Origin of the sequence: Nocardioides zeae (genome assembly GCF_030818655.1) — a bacterium.
Classification (GTDB): Bacteria; Actinomycetota; Actinomycetes; order Propionibacteriales; family Nocardioidaceae; genus Nocardioides; species Nocardioides zeae_A.
Genome location: NZ_JAUTAN010000001.1, coordinates 4,078,340 through 4,103,802, shown reverse-complemented (window position 1 = coordinate 4,103,802; position 25,463 = coordinate 4,078,340). Strand labels below are relative to the sequence as shown.

At 72.8% G+C, this 25,463-nt stretch carries 22 protein-coding genes; 4 read left to right on the top strand and 18 right to left on the bottom strand.

Annotation, left to right across the window (positions count from 1 at the left end):
* Positions 1-3: 3 nt before the first annotated feature.
* A complete protein-coding gene (locus QE405_RS19405) occupies positions 4-1,026 on the bottom strand; it encodes a sulfate ABC transporter substrate-binding protein (RefSeq protein WP_307204335.1) in 1,023 nt (340 codons plus the stop codon).
* A 129-nt stretch (positions 1,027-1,155) separates the two neighbouring features.
* Between QE405_RS19405 and rarD the strand changes: the two genes are divergently transcribed.
* Positions 1,156-2,073, top strand: a complete 918-nt coding sequence (rarD, locus tag QE405_RS19400) for an EamA family transporter RarD (RefSeq protein ID WP_307204333.1) — start codon at positions 1,156-1,158, stop codon at positions 2,071-2,073.
* Between the two features lie 148 nt (positions 2,074-2,221).
* Complete coding sequence (locus tag QE405_RS19395) at positions 2,222-4,417, top strand: PhoX family protein (RefSeq protein ID WP_307204331.1); 2,196 nt, start codon at positions 2,222-2,224, stop codon at positions 4,415-4,417.
* A 17-nt stretch (positions 4,418-4,434) separates the two neighbouring features.
* On the opposite strand, the gene QE405_RS19390 is transcribed toward QE405_RS19395, so the two are convergent.
* The 16 genes from QE405_RS19390 to QE405_RS19315 all read right to left on the bottom strand — a co-directional run bounded on the left by QE405_RS19390 (position 4,435) and on the right by QE405_RS19315 (position 22,404).
* Positions 4,435-5,451: a polyprenyl synthetase family protein gene (locus QE405_RS19390; protein ID WP_307204329.1), complete on the bottom strand. Its 1,017-nt coding sequence runs from the start codon at positions 5,449-5,451 to the stop codon at positions 4,435-4,437.
* On the bottom strand, positions 5,448-7,091 hold the full coding sequence (gene nuoN / locus QE405_RS19385; RefSeq protein ID WP_307204327.1) for an NADH-quinone oxidoreductase subunit NuoN: 1,644 nt from the start codon (positions 7,089-7,091) through the stop codon (positions 5,448-5,450). The genes QE405_RS19390 and nuoN overlap by 4 nt, the downstream gene beginning before the upstream one ends.
* Positions 7,091-8,701: an NADH-quinone oxidoreductase subunit M gene (locus QE405_RS19380; RefSeq protein ID WP_307205956.1), complete on the bottom strand. Its 1,611-nt coding sequence runs from the start codon at positions 8,699-8,701 to the stop codon at positions 7,091-7,093. The genes nuoN and QE405_RS19380 overlap by 1 nt, the downstream gene beginning before the upstream one ends.
* Entirely contained in the window at positions 8,701-10,596 is a 1,896-nt protein-coding gene (nuoL, locus tag QE405_RS19375; RefSeq protein WP_307205950.1) for an NADH-quinone oxidoreductase subunit L, read from the bottom strand. Before nuoL ends, QE405_RS19380 begins: the two co-directional genes overlap by 1 nt.
* 72 nt (positions 10,597-10,668) lie before the next feature.
* A complete protein-coding gene (gene nuoK, locus QE405_RS19370) occupies positions 10,669-10,971 on the bottom strand; it encodes an NADH-quinone oxidoreductase subunit NuoK (RefSeq protein WP_174267669.1) in 303 nt (100 codons plus the stop codon).
* Positions 10,971-11,783 carry an NADH-quinone oxidoreductase subunit J gene (locus tag QE405_RS19365; RefSeq protein WP_307204323.1) on the bottom strand — a complete coding sequence of 271 codons (813 nt, stop codon included), beginning with the start codon at positions 11,781-11,783 and terminating at the stop codon, positions 10,971-10,973. The genes nuoK and QE405_RS19365 overlap by 1 nt, the downstream gene beginning before the upstream one ends.
* A complete protein-coding gene (gene nuoI, locus QE405_RS19360; protein ID WP_307204321.1) occupies positions 11,780-12,328 on the bottom strand; it encodes an NADH-quinone oxidoreductase subunit NuoI in 549 nt (182 codons plus the stop codon). Before nuoI ends, QE405_RS19365 begins: the two co-directional genes overlap by 4 nt.
* Positions 12,325-13,632, bottom strand: a complete 1,308-nt coding sequence (nuoH, locus tag QE405_RS19355; protein ID WP_307204319.1) for an NADH-quinone oxidoreductase subunit NuoH — start codon at positions 13,630-13,632, stop codon at positions 12,325-12,327. The genes nuoI and nuoH overlap by 4 nt, the downstream gene beginning before the upstream one ends.
* Positions 13,629-16,091, bottom strand: a complete 2,463-nt coding sequence (locus QE405_RS19350; protein ID WP_307204317.1) for an NADH-quinone oxidoreductase subunit G — start codon at positions 16,089-16,091, stop codon at positions 13,629-13,631. Before QE405_RS19350 ends, nuoH begins: the two co-directional genes overlap by 4 nt.
* Positions 16,088-17,443, bottom strand: coding sequence for an NADH-quinone oxidoreductase subunit NuoF (nuoF, locus tag QE405_RS19345; protein WP_307204315.1), 1,356 nt, complete (start codon positions 17,441-17,443; stop codon positions 16,088-16,090). Before nuoF ends, QE405_RS19350 begins: the two co-directional genes overlap by 4 nt.
* Complete coding sequence (nuoE, locus tag QE405_RS19340; RefSeq protein WP_307204313.1) at positions 17,440-18,228, bottom strand: NADH-quinone oxidoreductase subunit NuoE; 789 nt, start codon at positions 18,226-18,228, stop codon at positions 17,440-17,442. The genes nuoF and nuoE overlap by 4 nt, the downstream gene beginning before the upstream one ends.
* Positions 18,225-19,598 carry an NADH-quinone oxidoreductase subunit D gene (locus QE405_RS19335; RefSeq protein ID WP_307204311.1) on the bottom strand — a complete coding sequence of 458 codons (1,374 nt, stop codon included), beginning with the start codon at positions 19,596-19,598 and terminating at the stop codon, positions 18,225-18,227. The genes nuoE and QE405_RS19335 overlap by 4 nt, the downstream gene beginning before the upstream one ends.
* A complete protein-coding gene (locus QE405_RS19330; RefSeq protein WP_307204309.1) occupies positions 19,598-20,290 on the bottom strand; it encodes an NADH-quinone oxidoreductase subunit C in 693 nt (230 codons plus the stop codon). Before QE405_RS19330 ends, QE405_RS19335 begins: the two co-directional genes overlap by 1 nt.
* Positions 20,287-20,841: a NuoB/complex I 20 kDa subunit family protein gene (locus QE405_RS19325; RefSeq protein ID WP_163771066.1), complete on the bottom strand. Its 555-nt coding sequence runs from the start codon at positions 20,839-20,841 to the stop codon at positions 20,287-20,289. The genes QE405_RS19330 and QE405_RS19325 overlap by 4 nt, the downstream gene beginning before the upstream one ends.
* A gap of 118 nt (positions 20,842-20,959) precedes the next feature.
* Positions 20,960-21,319: an NADH-quinone oxidoreductase subunit A gene (locus tag QE405_RS19320; RefSeq protein WP_028474785.1), complete on the bottom strand. Its 360-nt coding sequence runs from the start codon at positions 21,317-21,319 to the stop codon at positions 20,960-20,962.
* 395 nt (positions 21,320-21,714) lie between these two features.
* Entirely contained in the window at positions 21,715-22,404 is a 690-nt protein-coding gene (locus QE405_RS19315) for a demethylmenaquinone methyltransferase (RefSeq protein ID WP_373459475.1), read from the bottom strand.
* Between the two features lie 101 nt (positions 22,405-22,505).
* Between QE405_RS19315 and QE405_RS19310 the strand changes: the two genes are divergently transcribed.
* A complete protein-coding gene (locus QE405_RS19310; protein ID WP_307204304.1) occupies positions 22,506-23,384 on the top strand; it encodes a L,D-transpeptidase family protein in 879 nt (292 codons plus the stop codon).
* Between the two features lie 22 nt (positions 23,385-23,406).
* Here QE405_RS19310 and QE405_RS19305 read toward each other — a convergent pair whose 3' ends face one another.
* Entirely contained in the window at positions 23,407-24,081 is a 675-nt protein-coding gene (locus tag QE405_RS19305) for a hypothetical protein (RefSeq protein ID WP_307204302.1), read from the bottom strand.
* Positions 24,082-24,146: 65 nt separating this feature from the next.
* Between QE405_RS19305 and QE405_RS19300 the strand changes: the two genes are divergently transcribed.
* Positions 24,147-25,439, top strand: coding sequence for an isochorismate synthase (locus tag QE405_RS19300; protein ID WP_307204300.1), 1,293 nt, complete (start codon positions 24,147-24,149; stop codon positions 25,437-25,439).
* Positions 25,440-25,463 lie beyond the last annotated feature (24 nt).

Sequence of the window (25,463 nt, the reverse complement as noted above, 5' to 3'; positions counted from 1 at the left end):
ACGTCACCGCGCCCGGAGCTGCTCGTAGAGCGCGCCCTCGTCGAACCACTTCTCGTTGGTGGCCGACCAGCCGCCGAAGTCGTCGGCGATCGTCAGCAGGTCGGTCGGCGTCGGGAACGGGTCGGACGGGTCGTTGGCGCCCTCCACCTCCACGTCGACGTCGACGTCGCCGACCGGGCGGAAGCCCTTGCGCACGAACTCGGTCTGACCCTCCTCGGACAGCACGAAGTCGAGCCAGTCCTGCGCGGCCGGGTTGGCGTCCTTCAGGATCGCGCCCGGGTTCTCGATGAGGAGGGTGGTGTCGGGGACGATGTAGTCGTAGGACCGGCCCTCCTGGCGCGTCAGGATCGCCTCGTTCTCGTAGCTGATGAGCACGTTGCCGAGGCCGTTCTCGAAGGCCTCCGTCGCCTCGCGGCCGCTGCCGGCCCAGGTGGAGACGTTGTCGAAGAAGTCGACCATGTAGTCCTCTGCCTCGGCCTCGGACTTCCCGGCGGCGATCTGCGCGCCGTACGCCGCGAGGATGTTCCAGCGCGCCGCACCCGACGAGGCGGGGTCGGCGGTGACGACCTGCACGTCGTCGCGGGTGAGGTCGTCCCAGCCGGTGATGCCGAGGGGGTTGCCCTCCTCGACGACGAGGACGGCGACGGAGCTGGACACGATGCCCTTCGTCGGGCCGGTGTTCCAGTCGTCGGCCACGAGGTCGGCGTCGACGAGACGGGTGACGTCGCCCTCGAGCGAGAAGTGCACGTAGTCGGCCTCGGCGCCGTTGACGACGGCGCGGCTCTGGTCGCCCGACGCGCCGTAGGAGCCCGACAGCTCGAGGCCCTCGCCCGCCGGCGTCTCCTGGAACTTCTCGAAGATGGCGTCGTTGGCGGCCTCGGGGACCGCGAAGCCCACGATGAAGAAGCGGTTGTCGTCGTCGCCGCCGCCCCCGCTGGCGCTGGCGCAGCCCGCGAGCGTGACGGCGAGGGTCGTGGCGACGGAGCCGGCCAGGAACGTGCGGCGTCGGACGGAGGGCAGGGGCATCTCGGGGGACCTTTCGGGCGGACCGTCTCGGGCGGTCGCGGAACAATGTCGAGAAGACTAGGCAACTTGCACTTCTCGCTCGCCTTTGTCCAACTAGTGGACATCGGTCTCGCGGTCTAGGATCGGGCGGTGACCAGCCGCGACACGCGCGCCGGGTTCGCGATGGGCGCCGGCGCCTACGCGCTCTGGGGCGCCTTCCCCCTCTACTTCCCGCTCCTGGAGCCCGCCGGGCCTGTCGAGATCCTGGCCCAGCGCGTGCTGTGGTCGACGGTCGTGATGGTCGGTCTCGTGGTGGTGCTCCGGCGCACCGACGCCCTGCGCGCGGTGCTGGCGTCGCGCCGTACCGTCGCCCTCCTCGTCCTCGCCTCCCTCACCATCAGCGTCAACTGGGCGACCTTCATCTACGGCGTCAACTCGGGCCACGTGCTGGAGACGTCGCTCGGCTACTTCGTGAACCCGCTCGTGACCGTGCTCATGGGCGTGCTCGTGCTCGGCGAGCGGCTGCGCCCGGCCCAGTGGGGCGCCCTCGCCCTCGCGGGCGTGGCCGTCGTGGTGCTGACCGTGGACTACGGGCGGCTCCCGTTCGTGGCCGTCCTGCTGGCCCTCAGCTTCGGCACCTACGGTCTCGTCAAGAAGACGGCCGACGTCGGCGCGGTCGAGAGCCTCGCCGTCGAGACCGTGCTGCTGGCCCCCTTCGCCGGCGCGTACGTCGTGTGGCTGGGCGTGACCGGCACCGCGGTCTTCGCCACCGAGGGTCCGGGACAGGTCGCGCTCTTCGCCGGTCTCGGGATCATCACCGCCCTCCCCCTCCTGCTCTTCGGGGGCGCCGCGACGCGGGTGCCGATGGTCGTGCTGGGCCTGCTGCAGTACCTGGCGCCGACCCTGCAGTTCGTGCTGGCGCTCGTGTGGTTCGGCGAGGAGATGCCCGCGACGCGCTGGATCGGCTTCGTGCTCGTCTGGTGCGCGCTCGCCGTCTTCACCGCCGAGATGGTGACGCACGGCCGCCGCCAGGCCCGGCTGACGGCACCGGCCACCACCGCCTCGTAGCGGCCCCCGGCACGGTTCGCCGTCCGCCCGGCGGCCGTTCACCCCCGCGTCGACTCGGGTTCGTCCACCGCGGAGGCGCTGCTCCTACGTTGCCGCCGAGCCGTCACGACCTCCGTGGCGTGCGTGCCAGCAAGGAGCGACACCCCCCATGACGCACCTCGACGGGATCACCCCGCCCTCTTCCGCCGCCACCGACGGCGAGCCGACCGCCCCGCCCGCGCCGCCCGCACCTCGACGCCTCCTGCCCCTCCTCCGGACGCAGGGCGGTCCGCACGGCAACCGCAGCTGGGCCACCTGCCTCTACCGCTGCGGCAACGCGTGCGACCACCCGGAGCCCAACACGTCCGGCAACGAGCACGTCCAGGACGTCATCCGGAGCGCGATCGCCCGCCGTACCGTGCTCGGCGGCGCCGCCGCCGGTGCCGGCGCGATGGTGCTCGGCGGGTTCGCGACGACCTCGGCGGCCGCCGCCGGCGGGTACGACGCGGGAGCGTCCGCCGCGGGCGCCGTGCGCGGCAAGCAGGTCTCGACCGACCCCTTCACGCCCGTGGCCCCGAACCGCCGCGACGCCCTCACGGTGCCGGCCGGCTACCGGCTCAACGTGGTCGCGGCCTGGGGCGACCCGGTCGTCCCGGGTGCCCCCGCCTTCGACGTCTACCGCCAGACCCCCGAGGCCGCGGCGCAGCAGTTCGGCTACAACAACGACTACGTCGGCGTCATCAGCCTGTCGACGACGAAGGCCCTCCTCGTGTGCAACCACGAGTACACCAACGAGGAGGTCATGTTCCCGGCCGGCGAGTACACCGCCGAGGAGATCCGCCGGATCGCGCTGATGTCGCACGGCATGAGCGTGCTCGCCGTCGAGCGCCCGAACGCGACCGCGGGCCACTGGGTGCGCAGCGCGAGCAGCAACGTCCGCTACAACCGGCGCATCACCGGCGAGACGCCGTTCGTCGTCGACGGTCCCGTCGCCGGGCACGACCGCCTGAAGACGTCCGCCGACCCGACGGGCAAGCGCGTCCTGGGCACGCTCAACAACTGCGCCGGCGGCACCACGCCGTGGGGCACCGTGCTCTCGGGCGAGGAGAACTTCAACCAGTACTTCGGCACCGCCGGCACCATCCCGTCGACGCACGCCGCGTCGTACCGTCGCTACGGCATCTCCGCCAGCAGCGAGCGGGGCTGGTACCAGACCTGGGACCGCTTCGACCTCGCCAAGGAGCCGAACGAGCCGAACCGCTTCGGCTGGATCGTCGAGATCGACCCGCTCGCGCCCGACGAGCCGCCGGTGAAGCACACGATGCTGGGCCGCTTCAAGCACGAGGGCGCCAACATCGCGATCGCGCCGAACAAGAAGGTCGTGGCCTACATGGGCGACGACGAGCGCGGCGACTACCTCTACCGGTTCATCTCGAAGGACACCTACCGCGAGGGCACCGACCCCGCGTCGCGGCGCCACAACAAGCAGCTGCTCAGCAAGGGCGCGCTGTACGTCGCGAAGCTGACGGGCGACGGGCTCGAGGACGGCGTCTGGGACGGCACCGGCCAGTGGATCCTGCTCGCCACCGACACGGTCAGCAACGTGCCCGGCATGAGCGTCGCCGACGTGCTCATCGACACCCGCCTCGCGGCGGACAAGATGGGCCCGACCCGCATGGACCGGCCCGAGGACGTCGAGCCCAACCCGGTCAACGGCCGCGTCTACGCCGCGCTCACCAACAACGCCAACCGGGGCAGCAGCTACCCGGCCGACGAGGCCAACCCCGTCACGCGGTCGATGGTGCGCTCCGCACCCGGTGCCGAGCTCACGGCCGCCTCGGGCAACCGCAACGGCTACGTGCTCGAGATGCAGCCGGTCGGCGGCCACACCGGCGGCACGTTCGTGTGGCGCCTGCTGCTGGTCTGCGGCGACCCGGCCGCGCCGGAGACCTACTTCGCGGGCTACCCGAAGGACAAGGTCAGCCCGATCAGCTGCCCCGACAACGTCGCCTTCGACTCCAAGGGCAACCTGTGGGTCTCCACCGACGGCAACGTGATCGGCTCCAACGACGGCATCTTCCGCGTGCCCGTCGACGGCCCGCACCGCGGCAAGGTCGAGTCGTTCCTGACGACCCCGATCGGCGCCGAGGCCTGCGGCCCGCTCATCACCCACGGCGACCGCACCGTCTGGGTGGCCGTGCAGCACCCGGGCCGAGGGCGGCACGTTCGCCTCGCCCATCGGCCTGTGGCCGCACACCCACCGCTACCCGCGCCCGGGCGTCGCGGTGGTCTGGAAGGCCTGAGCCTCACCCCGCTCGGCGCCGAGCTGTCACGTACGCCGCATCTCGTTTCGCGGCGTACGTGACAACTCGGCGGAACCGATCAGGCCGTGCGCGTCGCCACCACGTCGGCGAACGCCTCGAGGGCGTCGCGCACGGGACCGGCGGGGAGCACCGCGAGACGCTCCTTGGCCTCCGTGGCGCGGGCCACGACGTACTCCCGCGCCTCGGCGAGCGCCGGGTGCGCCCGCAGCAGGCCGAGCGCCTCCGCGTGGAGGGCGTCGTCGGCAGCGAGGTCCGTACGACGCGGGTCGAGCAGCTCCTGCAGCCGCGCGTCGGCCGGGTCCGTCGAGCGCGCCACGAGCAGCACGGGCAGCGTCGGCACGCCCTCCTTGAGGTCGGTGCCGGGGGTCTTGCCGGACTCCGTGGAGTCGGAGGCGATGTCGAGGATGTCGTCGGACAGCTGGAAGGCGGTGCCGACGATCTCGCCGTAGGCCGTCAGCGCGTCCACGACCTCGACGGGCGCGCCGGCGAACATCGCGCCGTAGCGGGCCGACGTCGCGATCAACGAGCCCGTCTTGCCGGCCACGACGGCCAGGTGGTGCTCGACGGGGTCGACCCCGTCGCCCGGCGGCACGGTCTCGAGGATCTGGCCCTCGACGAGGCGCGCGAACGTCTGCGCCTGGATGCGGACCGCCTCGGGACCGAGGTCGGCCGTCAGCTCCGAGGAGCGGGCGAAGAGGAAGTCACCGGTGAGGATGGCGACGAGGTTGTCCCAGCGCGCGTTGGCGGAGTCGGCGCCCCGGCGCAGGAGCGCCTCGTCCATGACGTCGTCGTGGTAGAGCGACGCCAGGTGGGTCAGCTCGACCACGCAGGCGGCACGCTCGACCTCGGGCGCCGCGGGGTCCTTGCCGACCTCGGCGGCCAGCAGCACGAGGAGCGGACGGAACCGCTTGCCCCCCGCCGCCATGAGGTGGGCCGCCGCCTCGGAGACGAACGGCGCGCTGCCCCGCACGTGGGCGGCCAGTGCCGTCTCCACGTCGGCGAGGCGCTCGCCGAGCCGCTGCGCCAGTGCAGGGTCGGTGACGGGAAGGGCCAGGCCGCCGGTGTTCGAGCTCACCTGAGGAATGATCCCGCATCCCCCGCGAGCTCGAGCAACGGGCCCGGCACCACGCCGAGCGCCACCGTCGCGAGCAGCGCGACGCCGATCGTGACGCTCGTGGCGGGCGACGGGGAGACGACGGCCGGCGGGTCCGCGGGCGGGTCCGCGAAGAACATCGTGACGATGTGCCGCACGTAGAAGTAGACCGCGACGATGCTCGACGTGATCGCCACGGCGACCACCGGCCACGCGCCGGCACCGGCCGCCGAGGCGAACACCGACCACTTCGCGACGAAGCCCGACGTCAGCGGGATCCCGGCGAGGCTGAGGAGGAAGACGGCGAACGCGCCGGCGACGAGCGGCGACGTGCGCCCCACGCCCGACCAGCGGTCGACCCCGCTCGCCTCGCCGCCCGCGTCCCGCACGAGCGTCGTCACCGCGAAGATGCCGACGGTCGCCACGCCGTACGTCGCCAGGTAGAACAGCACCGCCTGCAGCGAGGTCACCTGGTCGACGCCCAGCTCGCCCGTGCCCTGGAGGCCGAGCACGCCGGTGAGCAGGAAGCCGGTGTGGGCGATGGACGAGTAGGCCAGGAGGCGCTTGATGTCGCTCTGGCCGACGGCCAGCACGACGCCGCCGAGCATGGTGAGGATCGCGACGACCCACACGAGGGGCGCCCAGTCCCAGCGGGCGTCGCCGACCGCGACGTACAGGAACCGCAGCACCGCGCCGAAGGCCGCGATCTTGGTCGCCGCCGCCATGAACGCGGTGACCGGGGTCGGGGCGCCCTGGTAGACGTCCGGGGTCCACGCGTGGAAGGGCACCGCCCCGACCTTGAAGAGGAGCGCCACCATCACGAGCGCCACGCCCGCCAGCAGCAGCACCGTCGGGCCGCCGCCCGCGCCCACCGCGGCCGCGATGCCCGCGAGGCTCAGCGTCCCGGAGTAGCCGTAGAGCAGCGCCGCACCGTAGACGAAGAAGCCGGAGGAGAAGGCGCCGAGGAGGAAGTACTTCATCGCCGACTCCTGGCTCAGCAGGCGGCGACGGCGGCCGAGGCCGCACAGCAGGTAGAGCGGCAGCGACAGGATCTCCAGCGCCACGAACATCGTGAGCAGGTCCCCCGCCGCGGCGAAGAGCATCATCCCGGCGACGGCGAACGTCAGCAGGGGGTAGACCTCGGTGTGCTCCCAGCGGTCGTACGACGCGGGTGCGCCCCCGTCGCCCGTCGCCTCGCCCGCTCCCCCGGTGCCGATCCCGGGCCCGCCGCCGAGGTCGGCTCCCGGCGGCACGGAGGCCTGGCCCGCGAAGACCGGCAGCCCTGCGTCGACGCGGCGCTCGGTGAAGAGCGCGAGCCCGCCGACGGCGACGACCGCGAGCAGGCCCCACAGGAACACCGCGGGACCGTCGACGACGACCGCACCGGCGAGCGTCACGTCGCCGTGCGCCGCACCGCCCCCCTGCGACGGCAGCTCGAGCGCCACGACCACGGTCAGCACGAGCGCCGTGAGCAGGCCGACCGCGGCGATACCCGCCTGCACGGGTCGCCGGAGCGACCGCGGGGTGAAGGCCTCGACGGCGATGCCGACGAGCGCGGCGGCGAAGACCGCCAGCAGGGGCGAGACGAGCAGCCAGTCGATCTCGGGGGCGGTGAACTCCATCAGTTGCCTCCCTCGGCAGCGGGCAGGGCGCTGGCGACCTGCTCCAGCACCTGCGTGGTCGTCGGCTCGATGACGTCGGTGAGCAGGGTCGGGAAGAAGCCGAACCCGACGAGCGCCACGACGAGCGGCACCAGCACCCCGACCTCACGGGTCGTGAGGTCGCCGATGACGCGCGGATCGCCTCCGGCGCCCGCGTGGTCGAGGGTCTCGCCCTCGGCTCCCGGCACCGGCCGCGGCGGTCCCGTCATCGAGCGCTGGTAGGCCCACAGCACGTAGATCGCCGCCCACACGATGCCGGTGACGGCGATCGCGCCGACGTACCACGCGTAGTCGAAGGCCGCGAGCGTCACGAGGAACTCGGAGACGAACGGCGCGAGGCCCGGCAGGCCGAGGGTCGCCATGCCGGCCAGCAGGAAAAGCCCGGCGAGCACCGGCGCCGCCTTCTCCATGCCGCCCATGGCGCTGATCGACGCCGTGCCCGCGCGCCGCACCGCGAAGCCGGCGACGAGGAACAGCGCCGCCGTCGCCAGGCCGTGGTTGACCATGTAGAGGATCGCGCCCGTGTGGCCCTGGTCGGTGAGCACGAAGATGCCGAGCACGATGAACCCGAAGTGGGACAGGGACGTGAGACCGACCAGCCGGAGCAGGTCGTCCTGGCCGATGGCGATGAGCGCGCCGTACACGATCGAGACCAGCGCCAGCGTCACGACGACGGGGGTGGCCCACGTCGACGCCTCGGGGAAGAGCCCCAGGCAGAAGCGGATCATCGCGTAGGTGCCGATCTTGTCGAGCACGCAGACGAGCAGCACGCTCGTGCCCGTCGTCGCCGTCTGCGTCGTGTCGGCCAGCCAGGTGTGCACCGGGAACAGCGGCGCCTTCACCGCGAAGGCGACGAAGAAGCCGAGGAACAGCCAGCGCCCCTCCACCACGCCGAGGTCGAGGGCGGCGAGGTCGGAGACGAGGTAGGACGCCGGCCCCTGCTCGGTGGCGACCACGTAGAGCCCCACGACGCTCATCAGCATGACGAGGCCGCCGGCCAGCTGGTAGACGAGGAACTTGGTCGCCGCCCGGCCCCGCTCGGCCCCGCCGAAGCCACCGATGAGGAAGTAGGCGGGGATCAGCGTCGCCTCGAACACCACGTAGAAGAGGAAGACGTCGGTCGCGAGGAAGACCGCGAGCGCCGCCGCCTCGAGCAGCAGCACCCAGGCGCCGAAGGTGGCGCGCCGGTCGCGGTGGTCGGCGCCGTGGGGGTCCCCGGGCGCGTGGATGCCGTCGCCCGGCTCCCCCGTGCGCCACTCGGCGACGAGCACGATCGGCACGAGCACCGCGGTGAGCAGCACCAGGACGAGCGCGAGACCGTCGACGCCGAGCGCCCAGTGCACGCCCAGCGGCTCGATCCAGGCGTAGGACTCGGTGAGCTGCATCCCGGACCCGTCGAGGTCGTACGACGCGAGCACGCCCAACGCTACGGCGAGGGTCACGAGGGAACCGCCGAGGGCCACCCAGCGGGCGGTGCCCCCTGCGCCTCCCCCGGACGACGGGGCGAACCGCCCGGCGGCGATGACGAGGAGCGCCCCCACGACGGGGACGACGACGAGCGCGGTCAGCATCACCAGGTCACCGCCACCATGGCCAGGACGACGATCACGGCGCCGGCGAGCACCGAGAGCGCGTACGTGCGGACGTAGCCGTTCTGCGCGCGGCGCAGGACCGAGGCGAGGCCCGCGATGCCGCCCGAGCCGCCCTCGACGAGACCGTCGACGGCGCGGTCGTCGACGACGACGAGGCCACGCACCAGCGCGGCGCCGGGCGCCACCACCAGCCCGTGGTTGATGGCGTCGCCGTAGAGGTCAGCACGCGCCGCCCGGGTCACGAACGAGACGTCGCCCGGCGCCTCGCGGGGGACGTCCCGGCGCCCGACGAGCAGCACCGCGACCCCGACGCCGATCGCCACGACGAGCGTGACGAGCAGCGTGATGACGAGGACGGGCACCGGCAGCTCGTGGTGCTCCACCGGGCCGACGACCGGTGCGAGCCAGTCGGTGATCCAGCCGCCGAGCAGCAGCACGCCGCCGAGCACGCTCAGCGCGGCCAGCACGACGAGCGGCACCGTCATCACCTTCGGCGACTCGTGCGGGTGCACGTCCGGCTCCCAGCGCTGCTCGCCGAAGAACGTCATGAGCATCAACCGCGTCATGTAGAAGGCCGTCACTCCGGCGCCGAGCAGCGCCGCCGCGCCCACGACGTAGTTCTCGCCGATCGCCGCCTCGACGATCTTGTCCTTGCTCCAGAAGCCGGAGAACCCGGGGAAGCCGATGATCGCCAGGTAGGCCATCGCGAAGGTCGCGAAGGTGACGGGCATGGCCGTCCGCAGCGCCCCGTAGTGCCGCATGTCCACGTCGTCGTCCATGCCGTGCATCACCGAGCCGGCGCCCAGGAACATGGTGGCCTTGAAGAAGCCGTGGGTGAGGAGGTGGAAGATCGCGAAGGCGTAGCCCGCCGGGCCGAGACCCGCGGCCAGCATCATGTAGCCGATCTGGCTCATCGTGGAGCCGGCCAGCACCTTCTTGATGTCGTCCTTCGCGCAGCCGATCACCGCACCCCAGAGCAGCGTCACGCAGGCGACGACGACGACCGCGGTCTGCGCGACCGGGGCGTTCTCGAAGACGAAGCTCGACCGCGTCACCAGGTAGACGCCCGCCGTCACCATGGTCGCCGCGTGGATGAGCGCCGACACGGGCGTCGGGCCCTCCATCGCGTCGAGCAGCCAGGCCTGCAGCGGCACCTGGGCCGACTTGCCGCAGGCGCCAAGCAGGAGCAGGAGGCCGATCCAGGTCATCGTCCGATCGCCGGTCTCGCCCGCCGCCTGGCTCACGCCGACGAACGCCGTCGTGCCGAAGGTGACGAACATCAGCATGATCGCGAGGCTCATGCCGATGTCGCCGACGCGGTTGATGACGAAGGCCTTCTTGGCGGCGGCCGCCGCCGACGGCTTGTGCTGCCAGAACCCGATGAGCAGGTACGACGCGAGCCCCACGCCCTCCCAGCCGAGGAAGACGCCCAGGTAGTCGGCCGCCAGCACCAGCATGAGCATCGCCGCGACGAAGAGGTTGAGATAGCCGAAGAACCGGCGCCGCCGCTCGTCGTGGGCCATGTAGCCGATCGAGTAGACGTGGATCAGCGTGCTGACGCCCGTGATGAGCAGCAGGAACAGGGCGGACAACGGGTCGTAGAGCAGGTCCATCCCCACCTGGTAGGACCCGACGTCCACCCAGGTCCACAGGTGCTGGGTGATCTGCCGCTCCCCCTCCTCGCGGCCGAGGAGCGCCACGAAGAGCAGCACGGCGAGGACGAAGGAGCCGGCCACGGTGGCCGTGCCGAGGAGGTGGCCCCAGCGGTCCGTGCGCCGACCGCCGACGAGGAGCACGACGGCGCCGAGCAGGGGCAGGCCGATCACCAGGCCGAGCAGCGTGAAGACGCCCTCGGCGGCGGACGGGTCGACCACCGGCACCTCGTGGTGCCCCTCGGCCGCGGCCAGCAGGAGCGTCTGTGACGAGAGGTTCACGTCGCCCTTCCCCTAGAGCTTTAGCAGGCTGGCGTCGTCGACCGAGGCCGACCGGCGCGAGCGGAAGATGGTCATGATGATCGCGAGCCCGACGACCACCTCGGCGGCGGCGACCACCATCACGAAGAAGGCCGCGACCTGGCCGTCGAGGTTGCCGTGCTGCTTCGCGAACACGACGAACGCCAGGTTGGAGGCGTTGAGCATGAGCTCGACGCACATGAACACGACGATCGCGTTGCGCCGCACGAGCACGCCGACGCAGCCGATGCTGAAGAGGATCGCCGAGAGGACGAGGAACGGGGTCAGGTCGTCCATCACGCACCCCGCCCGTCCGCCGGAGGCGTGTCCTCGGCGTCGGTCTCCTCGAGCGAGTCCGCCCGCGGCCCCGCGAGGGTGCCGACGACGTCCTCGACGTCGCGGTACGCCGGGGCGCGCCGCCCGGTGCCCCGGGCCACGATGATCCCGGGCACGGAGCTCGCGGCCGGCGTGCCGTCGGGCAGCAGCGCCGGGGTGTCGACGGCGTTGTGCCGGGCGTAGACGCCCGGGGCGGGCTCGGGTCCGAGGTGGGCGCCCTCCGCGCCGTACGCCCGCACGCGGGCGCGGGCCCGGTCGGCCTGGCTCTCCCGCGGGGTCAGGCGCTCGCGGTGGGCGAGCACCATCGCGCCGAGGGCGGCGGTGATGAGCAGGGCCGCGGTGGCCTCGAAGGCCAGCACGTAGCGGGAGAACAGCACCTGGGCGAGACCCTCGATGTTGCCGCCCGCGTTGGCGTCGGCGAGGCCGGAGGCGGCGCCGAGGCTCGCCTGGCCCAGCAGCAGGCCGAGCAGCAGCGCGAACGTGCCGCCGACGACGACCGCCAGGACGCGCTGACCGCGGATGGTCTCCACGACGGAGTCGGAGGCGTCGACGCCGACCAGCATGAGCACGAAGAGGAACAGCATCATGATCGCGCCCGTGTAGACGATGATCTGCACCGCGAAGAGGAACGGGGCCTCGAGCACGGCGTAGAGCACGGCGAGGCTGATCATCACGACCGCCAGCAGCAGCGCCGCGTGCACCGCCTTGCGCACGAACAGCACCCCCAGTGCCGCCGCGACCATGACCGGGGCGAGCACCCAGAAGGCGATCATCGGGCCGTCCCGGGCTCGGGCGCGGCGTACCGGTCGGCGAGCGAGCCCCGGTAGTAGTCGCCCTCGTCGGCGCCCAGCCGCATCGGGTGCGGCGGCTGCTCCATGCCGGGCAGCAGCGGGGCCAGGAGGTCCGACTTCTCGTAGATGAGCGCCTCGCGGGAGGAGTCGGCGAGCTCGTACTCGTTCGTCATCGTCAGCGCGCGCGTCGGGCAGGCCTCGATGCACAGCCCGCAGAGGATGCAGCGCAGGTAGTTGATCTGGTAGACGCGGCCGTAGCGCTCCCCCGGCGAGTAGCGCTCGTCGTCGGTGTTGGAGGCGCCCTCGACGTAGATCGCGTCGGCGGGGCACGCCCACGCACAGAGCTCGCAGCCCACGCACTTCTCGAGCCCGTCGGGCCACCGGTTGAGCTGGTGGCGGCCGTGGAACCGGGGAGCGGTCGGCTTCTTCTCCGTCGGGTAGTCCTCGGTCACCACCTTCCGGAACATCGTGCGGAAGGTGACCCCGAACCCGGCGACCGGGTCCCAGAGCTGCTCCTTGAGCGTCATCGCGCCTCCTCCTCGACCACGCCGGCCCGCACGGGGCCGGACGAGGTGAACGTCAGCGGGGCGGCCGCGCCGCGCACGGCACCGCCCGCGGGCATCGGGGGCACCGGGTAGGCGCCGGTGCCGGTGTGCGGGGCGGGCACGTCGGGGTCGGGCTCCGTCGGCTCGGTCGAGACGACGACCACCACGACGTAGGCGATGATCCCGACCGCCAGCGCGACCGCACCGATCTGCAGCGGGCCCCGGTCGACCACCCGGTCCTCGATCGCGAGCCGCACGATCGCGGCCAGCACGACCCAGCCGAGCGCCACCGGGATCAGGCGCTTCCAGCCGAAGTCCATGAACTGGTCGTAGCGCATCCGCGGCAGGGTGCCGCGCAGCCAGACGAACAGGAACATGAAGAGGAAGACCTTGCCGAAGAACCACAGCGCCGGCCAGTAGCCCTCGTTCGCGCCCTCCCAGACGTGCCCGAGGCCGAACGGGGCCAGCCAGCCGCCGAGGAACAGCGTCGTCGCGAGGGCGGAGACGGTGACCATGTTGATGTACTCGGCGAGGAAGAACAGCGCGAACTTGAGCGAGCTGTACTCGGTGTGGAACCCGCCCACCAGCTCGCCCTCGGCCTCGGGGAGGTCGAAGGGCGCGCGGTTGGTCTCGCCGACCATGGCGATCACGTAGACGACGAACGCGGGCGCCATCGTGAACGCGTACCACCAGCCGTCGGCCTGCGCCGCCACGATCTCCGACGTCGAGGCGGATCCCGCGTAGAGGAACACGCTGACGAGCGCCAGGCCCATCGCGACCTCGTAGGAGATCATCTGCGCGCTCGAGCGGAGGCCGCCCAGCAGCGAGTACGTCGAGCCGCTCGACCAGCCGCCGAGCACGATGCCGTAGATGCCGATCGACGCGATCGCCATCACGAACAGCACCGCCACGGGCATGTCGGTGAGCTGCAGCGGCGTGACGGTGTCGGTGAACGGGATCGTCACCTCGGGCCCGAACGGGATCACCGCGAACGTCACGAACGCCGGCACCACGCAGACGACGGGCGCGATGACGAAGACCACCTTGTCCGCGGCCTTCGGGACGATGTCCTCCTTCAGCGCCAGCTTCACGCCGTCGGCGAGGCTCTGCAGGAGGCCGAACGGACCGTTCTTGTTGGGGCCGACGCGGTGCTGCATCCGCGCCACGACGCGGCGCTCGAACCAGATGTTGAACAGCGTCAGCAGCACCAGCACGACGAAGATGAGCACCGCCTTGAGCAGCACCACCCAGAGCGCGTCGCCGCCGAAGGCGTCGAGACCGTTCACGGGGCCACCTCCACCTGCACGCGCTCGCCCGGTGCCGCGAGGTCGGCGAGCACCCCGCGACCCGCGGAGCGGGTCGGCACCCAGACGGTGCCGTCGACCAGCGTCGGCTCGTGGACGCAGGGCAGCTCCACCGCGCCCCGGCTCCCCGTGACCCGCACCTGTGCGGGGCGGCCGAGGGCCTCGTACGTCGCGGAGCCGACCCGCACGACCGCCGGACGCATCGAGGCGCGGAGCGCGGGGTCGCCGTCCTGGAGCGACCCGAGGTCGAGCAGCTGCTTCCAGGTGGCGAGGCGGTGGCCGTCGGACGGCCTCCTGCCGGCCGCGTCGCTCGCGGCCGACGGGACGGGGCGGGACGCGGCCCGGTCACCGTCCCACGCGCCGAGCGCCTCCATCTGCTCGCGCACCTCGGCCACCGTGCGGAAGCCCAGGGGGCGGCCGAGCTCCTCGGCGATCCCGGCGAGCACCCGCGAGTCGGACAGGCGGTTGGTGCCCGCCAGCACCGTGGGGAACGGCCGCGGACGGCCCTCCCAGGTCACGAACGTGCCCGCCTTCTCGGCGACCGCGGCGACCGGCAGCACGACGTCGGCGTGGGCGGTCACCTCGGTGGCCCGCAGCTCGAGGCTGACGACGAACTCCGCCCGCTCGAGCGCCGCCCGGAACGCGGCGGGGTCGGGCAGGTCGGCCGGGTCCACGCCGCCGACGACGAGGCCGGCGAGCTCGCCCGCGGCCGCGGCCGCCACGATCTGCTCGGCGTCGCGGCCGGGTCGCTCCGGCAGGGTCGTGACGCCCCAGGCCGCGGCGGCGTCGACCCGCGCCGCGGCGTCGGCGACCGGTCGGCCGCCGGGCAGCAGGGTGGGCAGGCACCCGGTCTCGAGCGCGCCCCGGTCACCGGCCCGACGGGGCACCCAGCCCAGCCGGGCACCCGTCGTCGCGGCGAGACGTGCGGCGGCGGAGAGGGCGCCCGGCGCGGTGGCCAGCCGCTCGCCGACCAGCAGCACGTCGTCCGGGCCGAGGCTCGCGCCGACGAGCTCCTCGGCGCGGTCGGCGAGACCGTCGAGCGCCGTCGCCTCGTCACCGGGGGCCGTGGGCAGCAGCCGGGCGTGGAGCTTCGCCGAGCCGCGGCTGAGGTACGGCGCGAGGGTGAGCACCGTCGTACGGCTCCGTGCCGAGCGGACCGCCTTGCGGAGCCGGAGGAAGATCGCGCCGGCCTCGTCCTCGGGCTCGAGGCCCGCGAGCACGACGGTGCGGGCCGCCTCCAGGTCGGCCTGGGTGACGCCGCCACCGCCGGGCCCGGTGAGCACGACGTGGGACGCGAGGAAGTCGGTCTCCTCGGTACTCAGCGGGCGGGCGCGGAAGTCGACGTCGTTGGTGTCGAGGGCGACACGGGCGAAGGTGGCGTAGGCGTAGGCGTCCTCCGCGGTGACGCGGCCGCCGGGGAGCACGCCGACGCCGGGTCCCTCGGCGCGGTACCGCGCCGCGGCGAGACCGCGGGCCGCGACCGCGAGGGCCTCGGGCCACGACGCGGGCCGGAGCGAGCCGTCGGTGTCGCGCACCTGCGGGTAGGTCAACCGGTCGGGCGCGGCGGCGTAGGTGAACGCGAAGCGGTCCTTGTCGGTGATCCACTCCTCGTTGACCTCGGGGTCGTCGCCGGCGAGACGCCGCACGACCCTGCCGCGCCGGTGGTCGACCCGGATCGCGGAGCCGCAGGCGTCGTGCTCGGCCACGCTCGGCACCGAGACGAGGTCGAAGGGGCGCGAGCGGAAGCGGTAGGCCTCGCTGGTCAGCGCACCGACCGGGCAGATCTGGATGGTGTTGCCCGCGAAGTAGGACAAGAAGGGCGCGTCCTCCGCGATGCCGATCTGCTGCTGCGCACCCCGCTCGACGAGCGCGATGAACGGGTCGCCCGGGATCTGCTCGGCGAACCGCGTGCAGCGCTGGCAGACGATGCACCGCTCCCGGTCGAGGAGCACCTGGGGCGAGAGGTGGATCGGCTTCGGGAAGGTGCGCTTGACGCCCTCGAAGCGGGAGTCGCCGCGGCCGTTGCTCATCGCCTGGTTCTGCAGGGGGCACTCGCCGCCCTTGTCGCAGACCGGGCAGTCGAGCGGGTGGTTGATGAGCAGCAGCTCCATCACGCCCTGCTGCGCCTTGTCGGCGACGCCGCTGGTGGCCTGGGTGTTGACCACCATGCCGTCCGCGACCTCCAGGGTGCAGGAGGCCTGCGGCTTCGGCAGCCCCCGCCCGTTGCCCGCGTCGGGCACGTCGACGAGGCACTGCCGGCAGGCGCCGACCGGCTCGAGCAGGGGGTGGTCGCAGAAGCGCGGGATGGCGATGCCGACCTGCTCGGCGGCACGGATCACGAGGGTGCCCTTCGGCACCGCGACGTTGACGCCGTCGATGGTGACGGTGACGAGGTCGACGGCACCGGCCGTCGTGGGGGTCCGCTCCGGGGTGGTCGTCATGCGCCCACTCCCGCCGTGGTTGCGGCGTCGGACCAGGCGTCGGACCAGGCGGTCGAGGCGGCCGGCGGGAACGAGACGCTCGTCGGGGTGTGCATCGCCGCCTCGAACTCGTCGCGGAAGTAGCGGATCGCCGAGGTGATCGGGCTGGTCGCACCGTCGCCGAGGGCGCAGAACGAGCGGCCGAGGATGTTGTCGCAGAGGTCGAGCAGCTTCTCGATGTCGCCCTCCTCGCCCTGGCCGGCGTCGAGGCGGGCCAGCGTCTGCACCAGCCACCACGTGCCCTCGCGGCACGGCGTGCACTTGCCGCACGACTCGTGCTTGTAGAACTCCGTCCACCGCAGCACGCACCGCACGACCGAGACGGTCTCGTCGAAGATCTGCAGCGCGCGGGTGCCGAGCATCGACCCGGCACCGCCGACGGACTCGTAGTCGAGCGGCACGTCGAGGTGCTCCTCCGTCAGCAGCGGCGTGCTCGACCCGCCCGGCGTCCAGAACTTGAGGCGGTGCCCCTCCCGGATCCCCCCGGCGAGGTCGATGAGCTCGCGGAGCGTGATGCCGAGGGGCGCCTCGTACTGTCCCGGGTTCCGCACGTGCCCCGACAGCGAGTAGATGACGAAGCCCTTCGACTTCTCCGTGCCGAGCGAGGCGAACCAGTCGGCGCCGTTGCGGATGATCGCCGGCACCGACGCGATCGACTCGACGTTGTTGATGACGGTCGGGCTCGCGTAGAGGCCCGCGACCGCGGGGAACGGCGGCCGCAGCCGGGGCTGGCCGCGCCGGCCCTCGAGCGAGTCGAGCAGCGCCGTCTCCTCACCGCAGATGTAGGCCCCCGCCCCGGCGTGCACGACCAGGTCGAGGTCGTAGCCCGAGCCGTGGATGTCCCGCCCCAGGTGGCCGGCCAGGTAGGCCTCCTGCACCGCGCGCTGCAGGCGCCGCACGACGTGGAGCACCTCGCCCCGCACGTAGATGAAGGCGTGGTGGGCGCGGATGGCGTACGCCGCGAGGATGACGCCCTCGACGAGCGTGTGGGGGCTCGCCATCATCAGCGGGATGTCCTTGCAGGTGCCCGGCTCCGACTCGTCGGCGTTGACGACGAGGTACTTCGGCTTGTCGCCGCCCGGCGCGCTCGGGTCCTGCGGGATGAAGCCCCACTTCATGCCCGTGGGGAACCCCGCGCCGCCCCGGCCGCGCAGACCGGCGTCCTTCACGGCCGCGACGACCTCGTCGGGCGCCATGGCGAAGGCGACGTCGAGCGCGTCGTACCCGCCCCGCGCGACGTAGGAGTCCAGCGTCCAGGAGCGCTCGGCGTCCCAGTTGTCGGTGAGCACCGGGGTCAGCGGCGGGATGCTCATGCGTCGTCCTCCTGTGCCTCGTCGAGCTTGGCCTCGGACTCCGCCCGCGCCGTGTCCGCCTGCTCGTCGGCCGCCACGGCGGCCGCGTCGTCGGGGTCCACGTCGGGCGCGGCGCCGTGGGACTCGTCCTCGGCGTCGGTGCCACCGGCCGCCGGGGCCTCCCAGCCGCGCTCGCGGGCGACGCGCAGCCCCGCCAGCGAGGCCGGCCCGGCGGCGGGTCCCTCGTCGGCGCGGTCGTCGGGGAAGCCGGCGAGCACGCGCTCCGCCTGGCGCCACGTGCAGATGGCCGGGCCGCGGGTGGAGCGCACCTCGGCCCCGGACCGCAGGTCGTCGACCAGCCGCCGCGCGCTCTCGGGCGTCTGGTTGTCGACGAACTCCCAGTTGACCATCACGACCGGGGCGTAGTCGCAGGCCGCGTTGCACTCGACGTGCTCGAGGCTGACGACGCCGTCGTCGGTGGTCTCGTCGTTGCCGATCCCCAGGTGCTCCTTCAGCGCCGCGAAGATCTCGTCGCCGCCCATGACCGCGCAGAGCGTGTTGGTGCAGACCCCGACGTGGTAGTCGCCGACGAGGCGGCGCTTGTACATCGTGTAGAAGGTCGCGACCCCGCTCACCTCGGCCGGGGCGAGGCCGAGGATCTCCGCGCAGGCCTCGATGCCCTCGGGCGTGATCCGGCCCTCCGCGGACTGCACGAGGTGGAGCATCGGCAGCAGGCCCGAGCGGGCCTGCGGGTAGCGCTCGGTGATCTGGCGCAGCTCGGCGAGCGTCTCGGTCGACAGCGTCATCGGTCCACCCCTCCCATGACGGGGTCGATGGAGGCGACGGCCACGATGACGTCGGCGACCATGCCGCCCTCGCTCATCACGCTCGTCGCCTGCAGGTTCGTGAACGACGGGTCGCGGAAGTGCACCCGGTGGGGCTTCGTGCCGCCGTCGGAGACGACGTGCGCCCCCAGCTCGCCGCGCGGGGACTCGACCGGCACGTACGCCTGGCCGGGCGGCACCCGGAAGCCCTCGGTGACCAGCTTGAAGTGGTGGATCAGGGCCTCCATCGACTCACCCATGATGTGGCGGATGTGGTCGAGGCTGTTGCCCTGGCCGTCGGAGCCGATGGAGAGCTGGCTCGGCCACGCGATCTTCTTGTCGGCGACCATCACCGGCGCGCCCTCGAGCCCCTCGAGCCGGGCGACGCACTGCTCGACGATGCGCAGGCTCTCGAACATCTCGTTCATGCGGATCCGGAACCGGCCGTAGGAGTCGGCCGTGTCCCAGGTCTGCACGTCGAAGTCGTAGGTCTCGTAGCCGCAGTAGGGCTGCGTCTTGCGAAGGTCCCAGCCGTAGCCGGTCGACCTCAGCACCGGGCCCGTGAGCCCCAGGGCGAGGCAGCCCTCGAGGTCGAGGTAGCCCACCCCCTCCAGCCGCCCCCGGAAGATCGGGTTGGCGTTGCAGAGCGCCGCGATCTCGGGGAGCCGCTTGCGCATGAGGGCGACGAAATCGCGCACCGCGGCGAGCGAGCCGTCGGGCAGGTCCTGCGCGACGCCGCCGGGCCGGATGAAGGCGTGGTTCATGCGGAGGCCCGTGATGAGCTCGAACAGGTCGAGCACCTGCTCGCGCTCGCGGAAGCCGATCGTCATCACCGTGAGCGCGCCGAGCTCCATGCCGCCGGTCGCGATGGCGACGAGGTGGGAGGAGATGCGGTTGAGCTCCATGAGCAGCACCCGCACGACCTGCGCCTTCTCGGGCACGTCGTCCTCGATGTCGAGGAGCCGCTCGACGCCCAGCACGTAGGTCGCCTCGTTGAAGAACGGGGACAGGTAGTCCATCCGGGTGCAGAACGTGACGCCCTGCGTCCACGTCCGGTGCTCCATGTTCTTCTCGATGCCGGTGTGCAGGTAGCCGATCCCGCACCGCGCCTCGGTGACCGTCTCCCCCTCGAGCTCGAGGACGAGGCGGAGGACGCCGTGGGTCGACGGGTGCTGCGGGCCCATGTTGACGACGATCCGCTCGGCGTCGCCGGCCTCGCCGACACCGGCGACGACCTCGTCCCAGTCCTGGCCCGTGACCGTGAAGACGCGTCCCGCGTCGGCCCCGTCGGTGTCGCCGGCCGCTCCCGCGGCGTACGGGTCGCGCGGCCGGTTGCCCTGTGTCGTGGTCATCAGGTGTACGACCTCCGCTGGTCGGGCGGCGGGATCGTCCCGCCCTTGTACTCCACGTGGATCCCGCCGAGCGGGTAGTCCTTGCGCTGCGGGTGGCCGGGCCAGTCGTCCGGCATGAGGATGCGGGTGAGGGCCGGGTGGCCGTCGAAGACGATCCCGAAGAAGTCCCACGTCTCGCGCTCGTGCCAGTCGGCCGTCGGGTAGGTCGCGACGACGCTGGGCACGTGCGGGTCGGCGTCGGGGCAGGTCACCTCGACGCGGACGCGGCGGTTGTGGGTCATGGAGAGCAGGTGGTAGGCCACGTGCAGCTCGGCGCCCGTCTCGTCGGGGTGGTGCACGCCGCTGACGCTCGCGCAGACCTCGAACCGCAGCCCGGGCTCGTCCCGCAGGGCCCGAGCCGCCGCCACGAGGTGCTCGCGGCGCACGTGGAGGGTCAGCTCCCCGCGGTGGACGACGACCTGCGCGACCCCGCCGGGCACCGCGGCCTCGAGGGTGTCGACGACCGCGTCGTACCAGCCGCCGAAGGGACGCTCCGCCGGCGCCGGGAAGACGACGTCGCGCCGCAGCCCGCCGAAGCCGGAGGTGTCGCCGGAGCCGCGCACCCCGAACATGCCGGTACGCCGCGCGCGCACCTCCGCCGCGGGGGCGGCGGCCTCGGCGGCCGCCGGCTCGGGCAGGTGCTCGTCGCTCATCGCAGGAGGCCCTTCTGCTCCTCCGTCGGCACGGCGTTGAGCGCGGCGGTCTCGAGCTCGGTGATCTGGGCGTCGCGCTGGGCGCCGAACTTGGTGTGCTGCACCTGGTCGTGGAGCTTGAGGATGGCGTCGATGAGCATCTCGGGGCGGGGCGGGCAGCCGGGGAGGTACATGTCCACCGGCACCACGTGGTCGACGCCCTGCACGATCGCGTAGTTGTTGAACATGCCGCCCGAGCTGGCGCAGACGCCCATGGCGAGCACCCACTTCGGCTCGGCCATCTGGTCGTAGATCTGCCGCAGGACCGGCGCCATCTTCTGGCTCACCCGGCCCGCGACGATCATGAGGTCCGCCTGCCGCGGGCTCGCGCGGAAGACCTCCATGCCGTAGCGCGCCAGGTCGTAGCGCGGCCCGCCCGTCGTCATCATCTCGATGGCGCAGCAGGCCAGGCCGAACGTCGCCGGCCAGAAGCTGGCCTTGCGCATGTAGCCCGCGACGCCCTCGACGGTCGTCAGCAGGACCCCGCTGGGGAGCTTCTCCTCGATACCCATCAGATCCCCTCTCGCTGAGCGTCGTGAGGTGCGTGCAGTGCCGAGGCCGACGAGGGAGGCAGCCCGGGGTTGGCTGGCGACCGAGGAGAACGCGGGCAATGTGCGTGCATCACGGCGCTCAGTCCCAGTCGAGTCCGCCGCGGCGCCACTCGTAGGCGTAGGCGAGGGTGATGTTGAACAGGAAGAGGACGACGGCGATGAGACCGAACCAGGAGAGCTGGTCGAAGTAGACCGCCCACGGGACGAGGAACATGATCTCGACGTCGAAGATGATGAAGGTCATCGCGACCGTGTAGTACTTCACCGGAATCCGCCCGCCGCCGAACGGCTGGGGCGTCGGCTCGATGCCGCACTCGTAGGAGTCGAGCCGCGCCCGGTTGTAGCGCTTCGGCCCCGTCAGGGTGCTGACCGCGACCGAGAAGATCGCGAACCCGGCCGCGAGCGCGAGCAGTGCGAGCACCGGGGTGTAGAGCTCCACGCGGCCCCTCCTTCCGCAAGCCCGCGCAGCTGCCCGAACACCCGCGCAGGGTCGTCGCTCGTGCACTTGTGAAACGGATCACAAAGTGCTGTGCGTCACACCATAGACCTCTGGTCTGACAGATGCGACCCCTGGCCACCGGCCCTGACCTGCGGATTTAGCGCACGGGGGGCTTGCTTAATTGGCGGTCAGGGGCGGGCTGGGCGCGGTCGCGTGCGGGCCGGCCTGCGGTCGTGGTGCCAGGCGATCACTTTCCGCAGGCCTCGCACCACGACCCGGCAAGGCGTCCGACGGGCGATCCGGCCCCCCGGCTCATGTAACGCGGTGTTACTGCTACTGCCCGGGCGGTCGACCACGTGTGAAGTAGCCCGGACACCGCGTTACACGGGCGGTGCTCAGGCGGTCGCGCGGTGCAGCGCCACGATGCCGCCCGTCAGGTCGCGCCACTCGACGCTGCTCCACCCGGCCTCGGCGATGACCTCGGCGAGACCGGCCTGGTCGGGCCAGGCGCGGATGGACTCCGCGAGGTAGACGTACGCGTCCGGCGACGACGACAGCGCCTGGGCGACGGGCGGGAGGGCGCGCATGAGGTACTCGACGTACACCGTGCGGAACGGCGCCCACGTCGGGTGCGAGAACTCGCACACCACGAGGGTGCCGCCGGGGCGCGTCACCCGGTGCATCTCGGCGAGCGCGGCCGCGGTGTCGACCACGTTGCGCAGGCCGAAGGAGATGGTGACGGCGTCGAACGAGTCGTCCGCGAACGGCAGGTTCGTCGCGTCGCCCGCCACGAACGGCAGGTGCGGGCGGTTGGCCTTGCCCACCCGGAGCATGCCGAGCGAGAAGTCGCAGGGCACGACGACGGCGCCGGCGGAGACGAACGGCGCGCTCGACGTGCCCGTGCCGGCCGCGAGGTCGAGGACGAGGTCGCCCGGCTTCGGGTCGATGGCGCGGTGCACGTCGCGGCGCCAGCGCCGGTCCTGCCCGAGGGAGAGCACGTCGTTGGTGACGTCGTAGCGCTTCGCGACGGCGTCGAACATGCGCTGCACGTCGGAGGGTTGCTTGTCGAGCTCGGCGCGGGCCACGGGTCGCAGCCTACGTGGCCGCAGCATGCAACCCGCCGGGTGCCTACCGCGTCCTCCTCCTCGGACGGCCATCGGGGCCGTGGTGGACGAGGAGTGGCGGTATGAGGATCCTGCGAGGCGTGCTGGTCACCCTGCTGGCGTTGGGCGTGACGAGCGGGCTGGCGGTGGCGGTCGGGTACGCCGGCGTCACCTACCGGGCCGAGGCCGAGCACCGGGCGGCGACCGCGCCGTCGCCCGAGGCCACCCCCTCGACCACCCCTCCGACCACCCCTCCGACCACCCCGGCACCTGCCCCCGAGCCGGAGCCCCAGCCCGAACCGGAGCCGGAGCCCGAGCCGGAGCTGGTCCCCGGCCCCGCCCTGTACGCCGCGGGCGACAGCGGCGACGAGGTCCGCGACCTCCAGGCGCGCCTCGTGCAGATCGACTGGCTGCCGTCCGTCACGGGCGAGTACGACGCGGCGACCGTCGCCGCCGTGGAGGGGTTCCAGGCCAAGCGGGGCTTCCCCGTCACGGGCGAGGTGGACGAGCGCACCCTGGACCGGGTGCACGCGATGACGGGGCCGCCGACGTACGAGGAGATGCACGACATCGTGCCGGTGACCGGCGCCCTCGACGCGCGCTGCCGGACGGGGCGGGTGCTCTGCGTCGACAAGTCCACGCGGACGCTGCGCTGGGTGGTCGACGGCCAGGTGCTGCAGACCTTCGACGTGCGGTTCGGCCGCGAGGGCATGGAGACCCGCGAGGGCGCGTTCCGGGTGGAGCGCAAGAGCCGCGACCACGTCTCGTCGATCTACGACACGTCGATGCCGTTCGCGATGTTCTTCTCGGGCGGCCAGGCGGTGCACTACTCGCCGGACTTCGCGGCGAACGGCTACGACGGCGCCTCGCACGGGTGCGTCAACGTGCGCGACCGCGAGGGCATCGCCGCGCTCTTCGACCAGGTGCGCGTCGGGGACGGCGTGGTCGTCTACTGGTCCTGAGAGGGTCCGGTGCGGGGTCGCCTCAGGCCGCCGGACCGTCCAGCTCGCTCCACAGCGCGTCGATGAGCTCCTGGACCTGCGTCCCGCTCGCCCCCGAGAGCACGAAGACGCGGATCGTCAGGTCCTCCGAGGTGCGCCGGCACTGCATCTCCTGCACCTGCGGCGTCGGCGAGACCTCCCCGGCGATCACGTCGAGCACGCAGTCGACGTCGCCGAAGCTCTGCAGCAGCAGGCGGGCGTCGCCGGAGGACGGGTCCGCCAGGGTCGCCGGGACGAGGGGTCCGTCGGGGCCGCGGTAGGCCTGGACGGCGACGACCGTCTGGGTGTCGGGGATGACGTAGCGGTCGGCGTCGGTGGCGACACCGGCGTCGGCCGCCAGCTGGTCGTCCGCGTAGGCCCAGGCCGCGTCGATCCTCGCCACGGTCGTCTGCTGCTCCGGCGGGAGCGTCTCGAGGTCGACGCTGCGCGTCAGCGAGACCCAGTCGCCGGCGACGACGGGGAGCTCGAGCGGGCTGTCCGGGTCGGCGGACGCACCGGCGCCGTCGGCCCCGTCCGCGGGGTCGTCCTCGTCGACGACCGCGGGCAGCGCGACGGCCAGGCCGAGGAACAGGAGGAGGGCCACGACGCCGCCGACCACCGCGCGGAGCGTGGCGGCGGCGGTGAGGCGGGCGGCGGGACTGCGGTCAGGGGCGGGCACGAGGTGTGACGGTAGCAACGCCCGCAGGTTCGGGGTGCCCGTTGCCGGCCAGTAATGTGGAGACGATGACCAGCAGCGCCTCCGAGCCCGGCTCCACCACCGCCGGCACGGTCTCCCTCGTCGCCCGCACGGTGCCCCTCGACGGCACGCCGGGCGACCTCGTCGACCTGCTCCCCGCCGACGCCCCCCTCGCGTGGGTGCGGGCCGGGGACGGCATCGTCGGGTGGGGCGTGGCCGCGGAGGTCACCACGAGCGGCGCCGACCGCTTCGCCGACGCCGAGGCCTGGTGGGCAGCGCTGACGTCCCGGGCCGTCGTGCGCGACGAGGTCGGGCTGCCGGGCACGGGCCTGGTCGCCTTCGGGTCCTTCGCGTTCGCCGACACCCCGGGCAGCTCTACCCTCGTGGTGCCCCGCGTCGTGGTCGGCCAGCGCGGCGGCCGACGCTGGCTCACCACCATCGGCCACGACACCATCGGTTCCCCCGCACTGCGGCTCGCCGAGCCCCCGGCCGCGCCGACGGGCCTGCGCTTCACCGGCGGCGGGCTGAGCGACGACGCCTGGCAGGCCGCCGTCGCCAACGCCGTCACCCGGATCGACGCCGGCGAGCTCGAGAAGGTCGTGCTGGCCCGCGACGTGGTGGCCGAGACGGACGAGCCGGTCGACGTCCGGTGGCCGCTGCGGCGCCTCGCCGCGGCGTACTCCTCCTGCTGGACCTTCCACGTGGACGGCCTGTTCGGGGCGACGCCGGAGATGCTGGTACGCCGCGAGCGCGGCCTCGTCACGTCGCGCGTGCTCGCCGGCACCATCCGGCGCACCGGTGACGACGCCCGCGACGCCGGCCTCGCGGGCGAGCTGGCGCGGTCGTCGAAGGACCTGGAGGAGCACGAGTACGCCGTGCGCTCGGTCGCCGACGCCCTCGAGCCGCACTGCTCGTCGATGAACGTGCCCGAGTCGCCGTTCGTGCTGCACCTGCCCAACGTCATGCACCTGGCCACCGACGTGAACGGCGTGGTCCCCGACGACGCCCCCACGACCTCGCTGGGCCTCGCTGCCGCCCTGCACCCGTCGGCCGCCGTCGGCGGCACCCCGACCCCGGCGGCGACCGCCCTCATCGCGGAGCTCGAGGGCATGGAGCGGGAGCGGTACGCCGGCCCGGTCGGCTGGATGGACGCCACCGGCGACGGCGAGTGGGGCATCGCGCTGCGCTCGGCGCAGGTCGTCGCACCGGACCCCGCGACCGGACGGGGCCGCGTGCGGCTCTTCGCCGGGTGCGGCATCGTCGCCGGGTCGGACCCGGCGGACGAGCTGGCCGAGAGCCAGGCGAAGCTCGAGCCCGTGCGGCACGCGCTCGACGCCTGAGCACCTCCCCCGAACGCAGTCGTG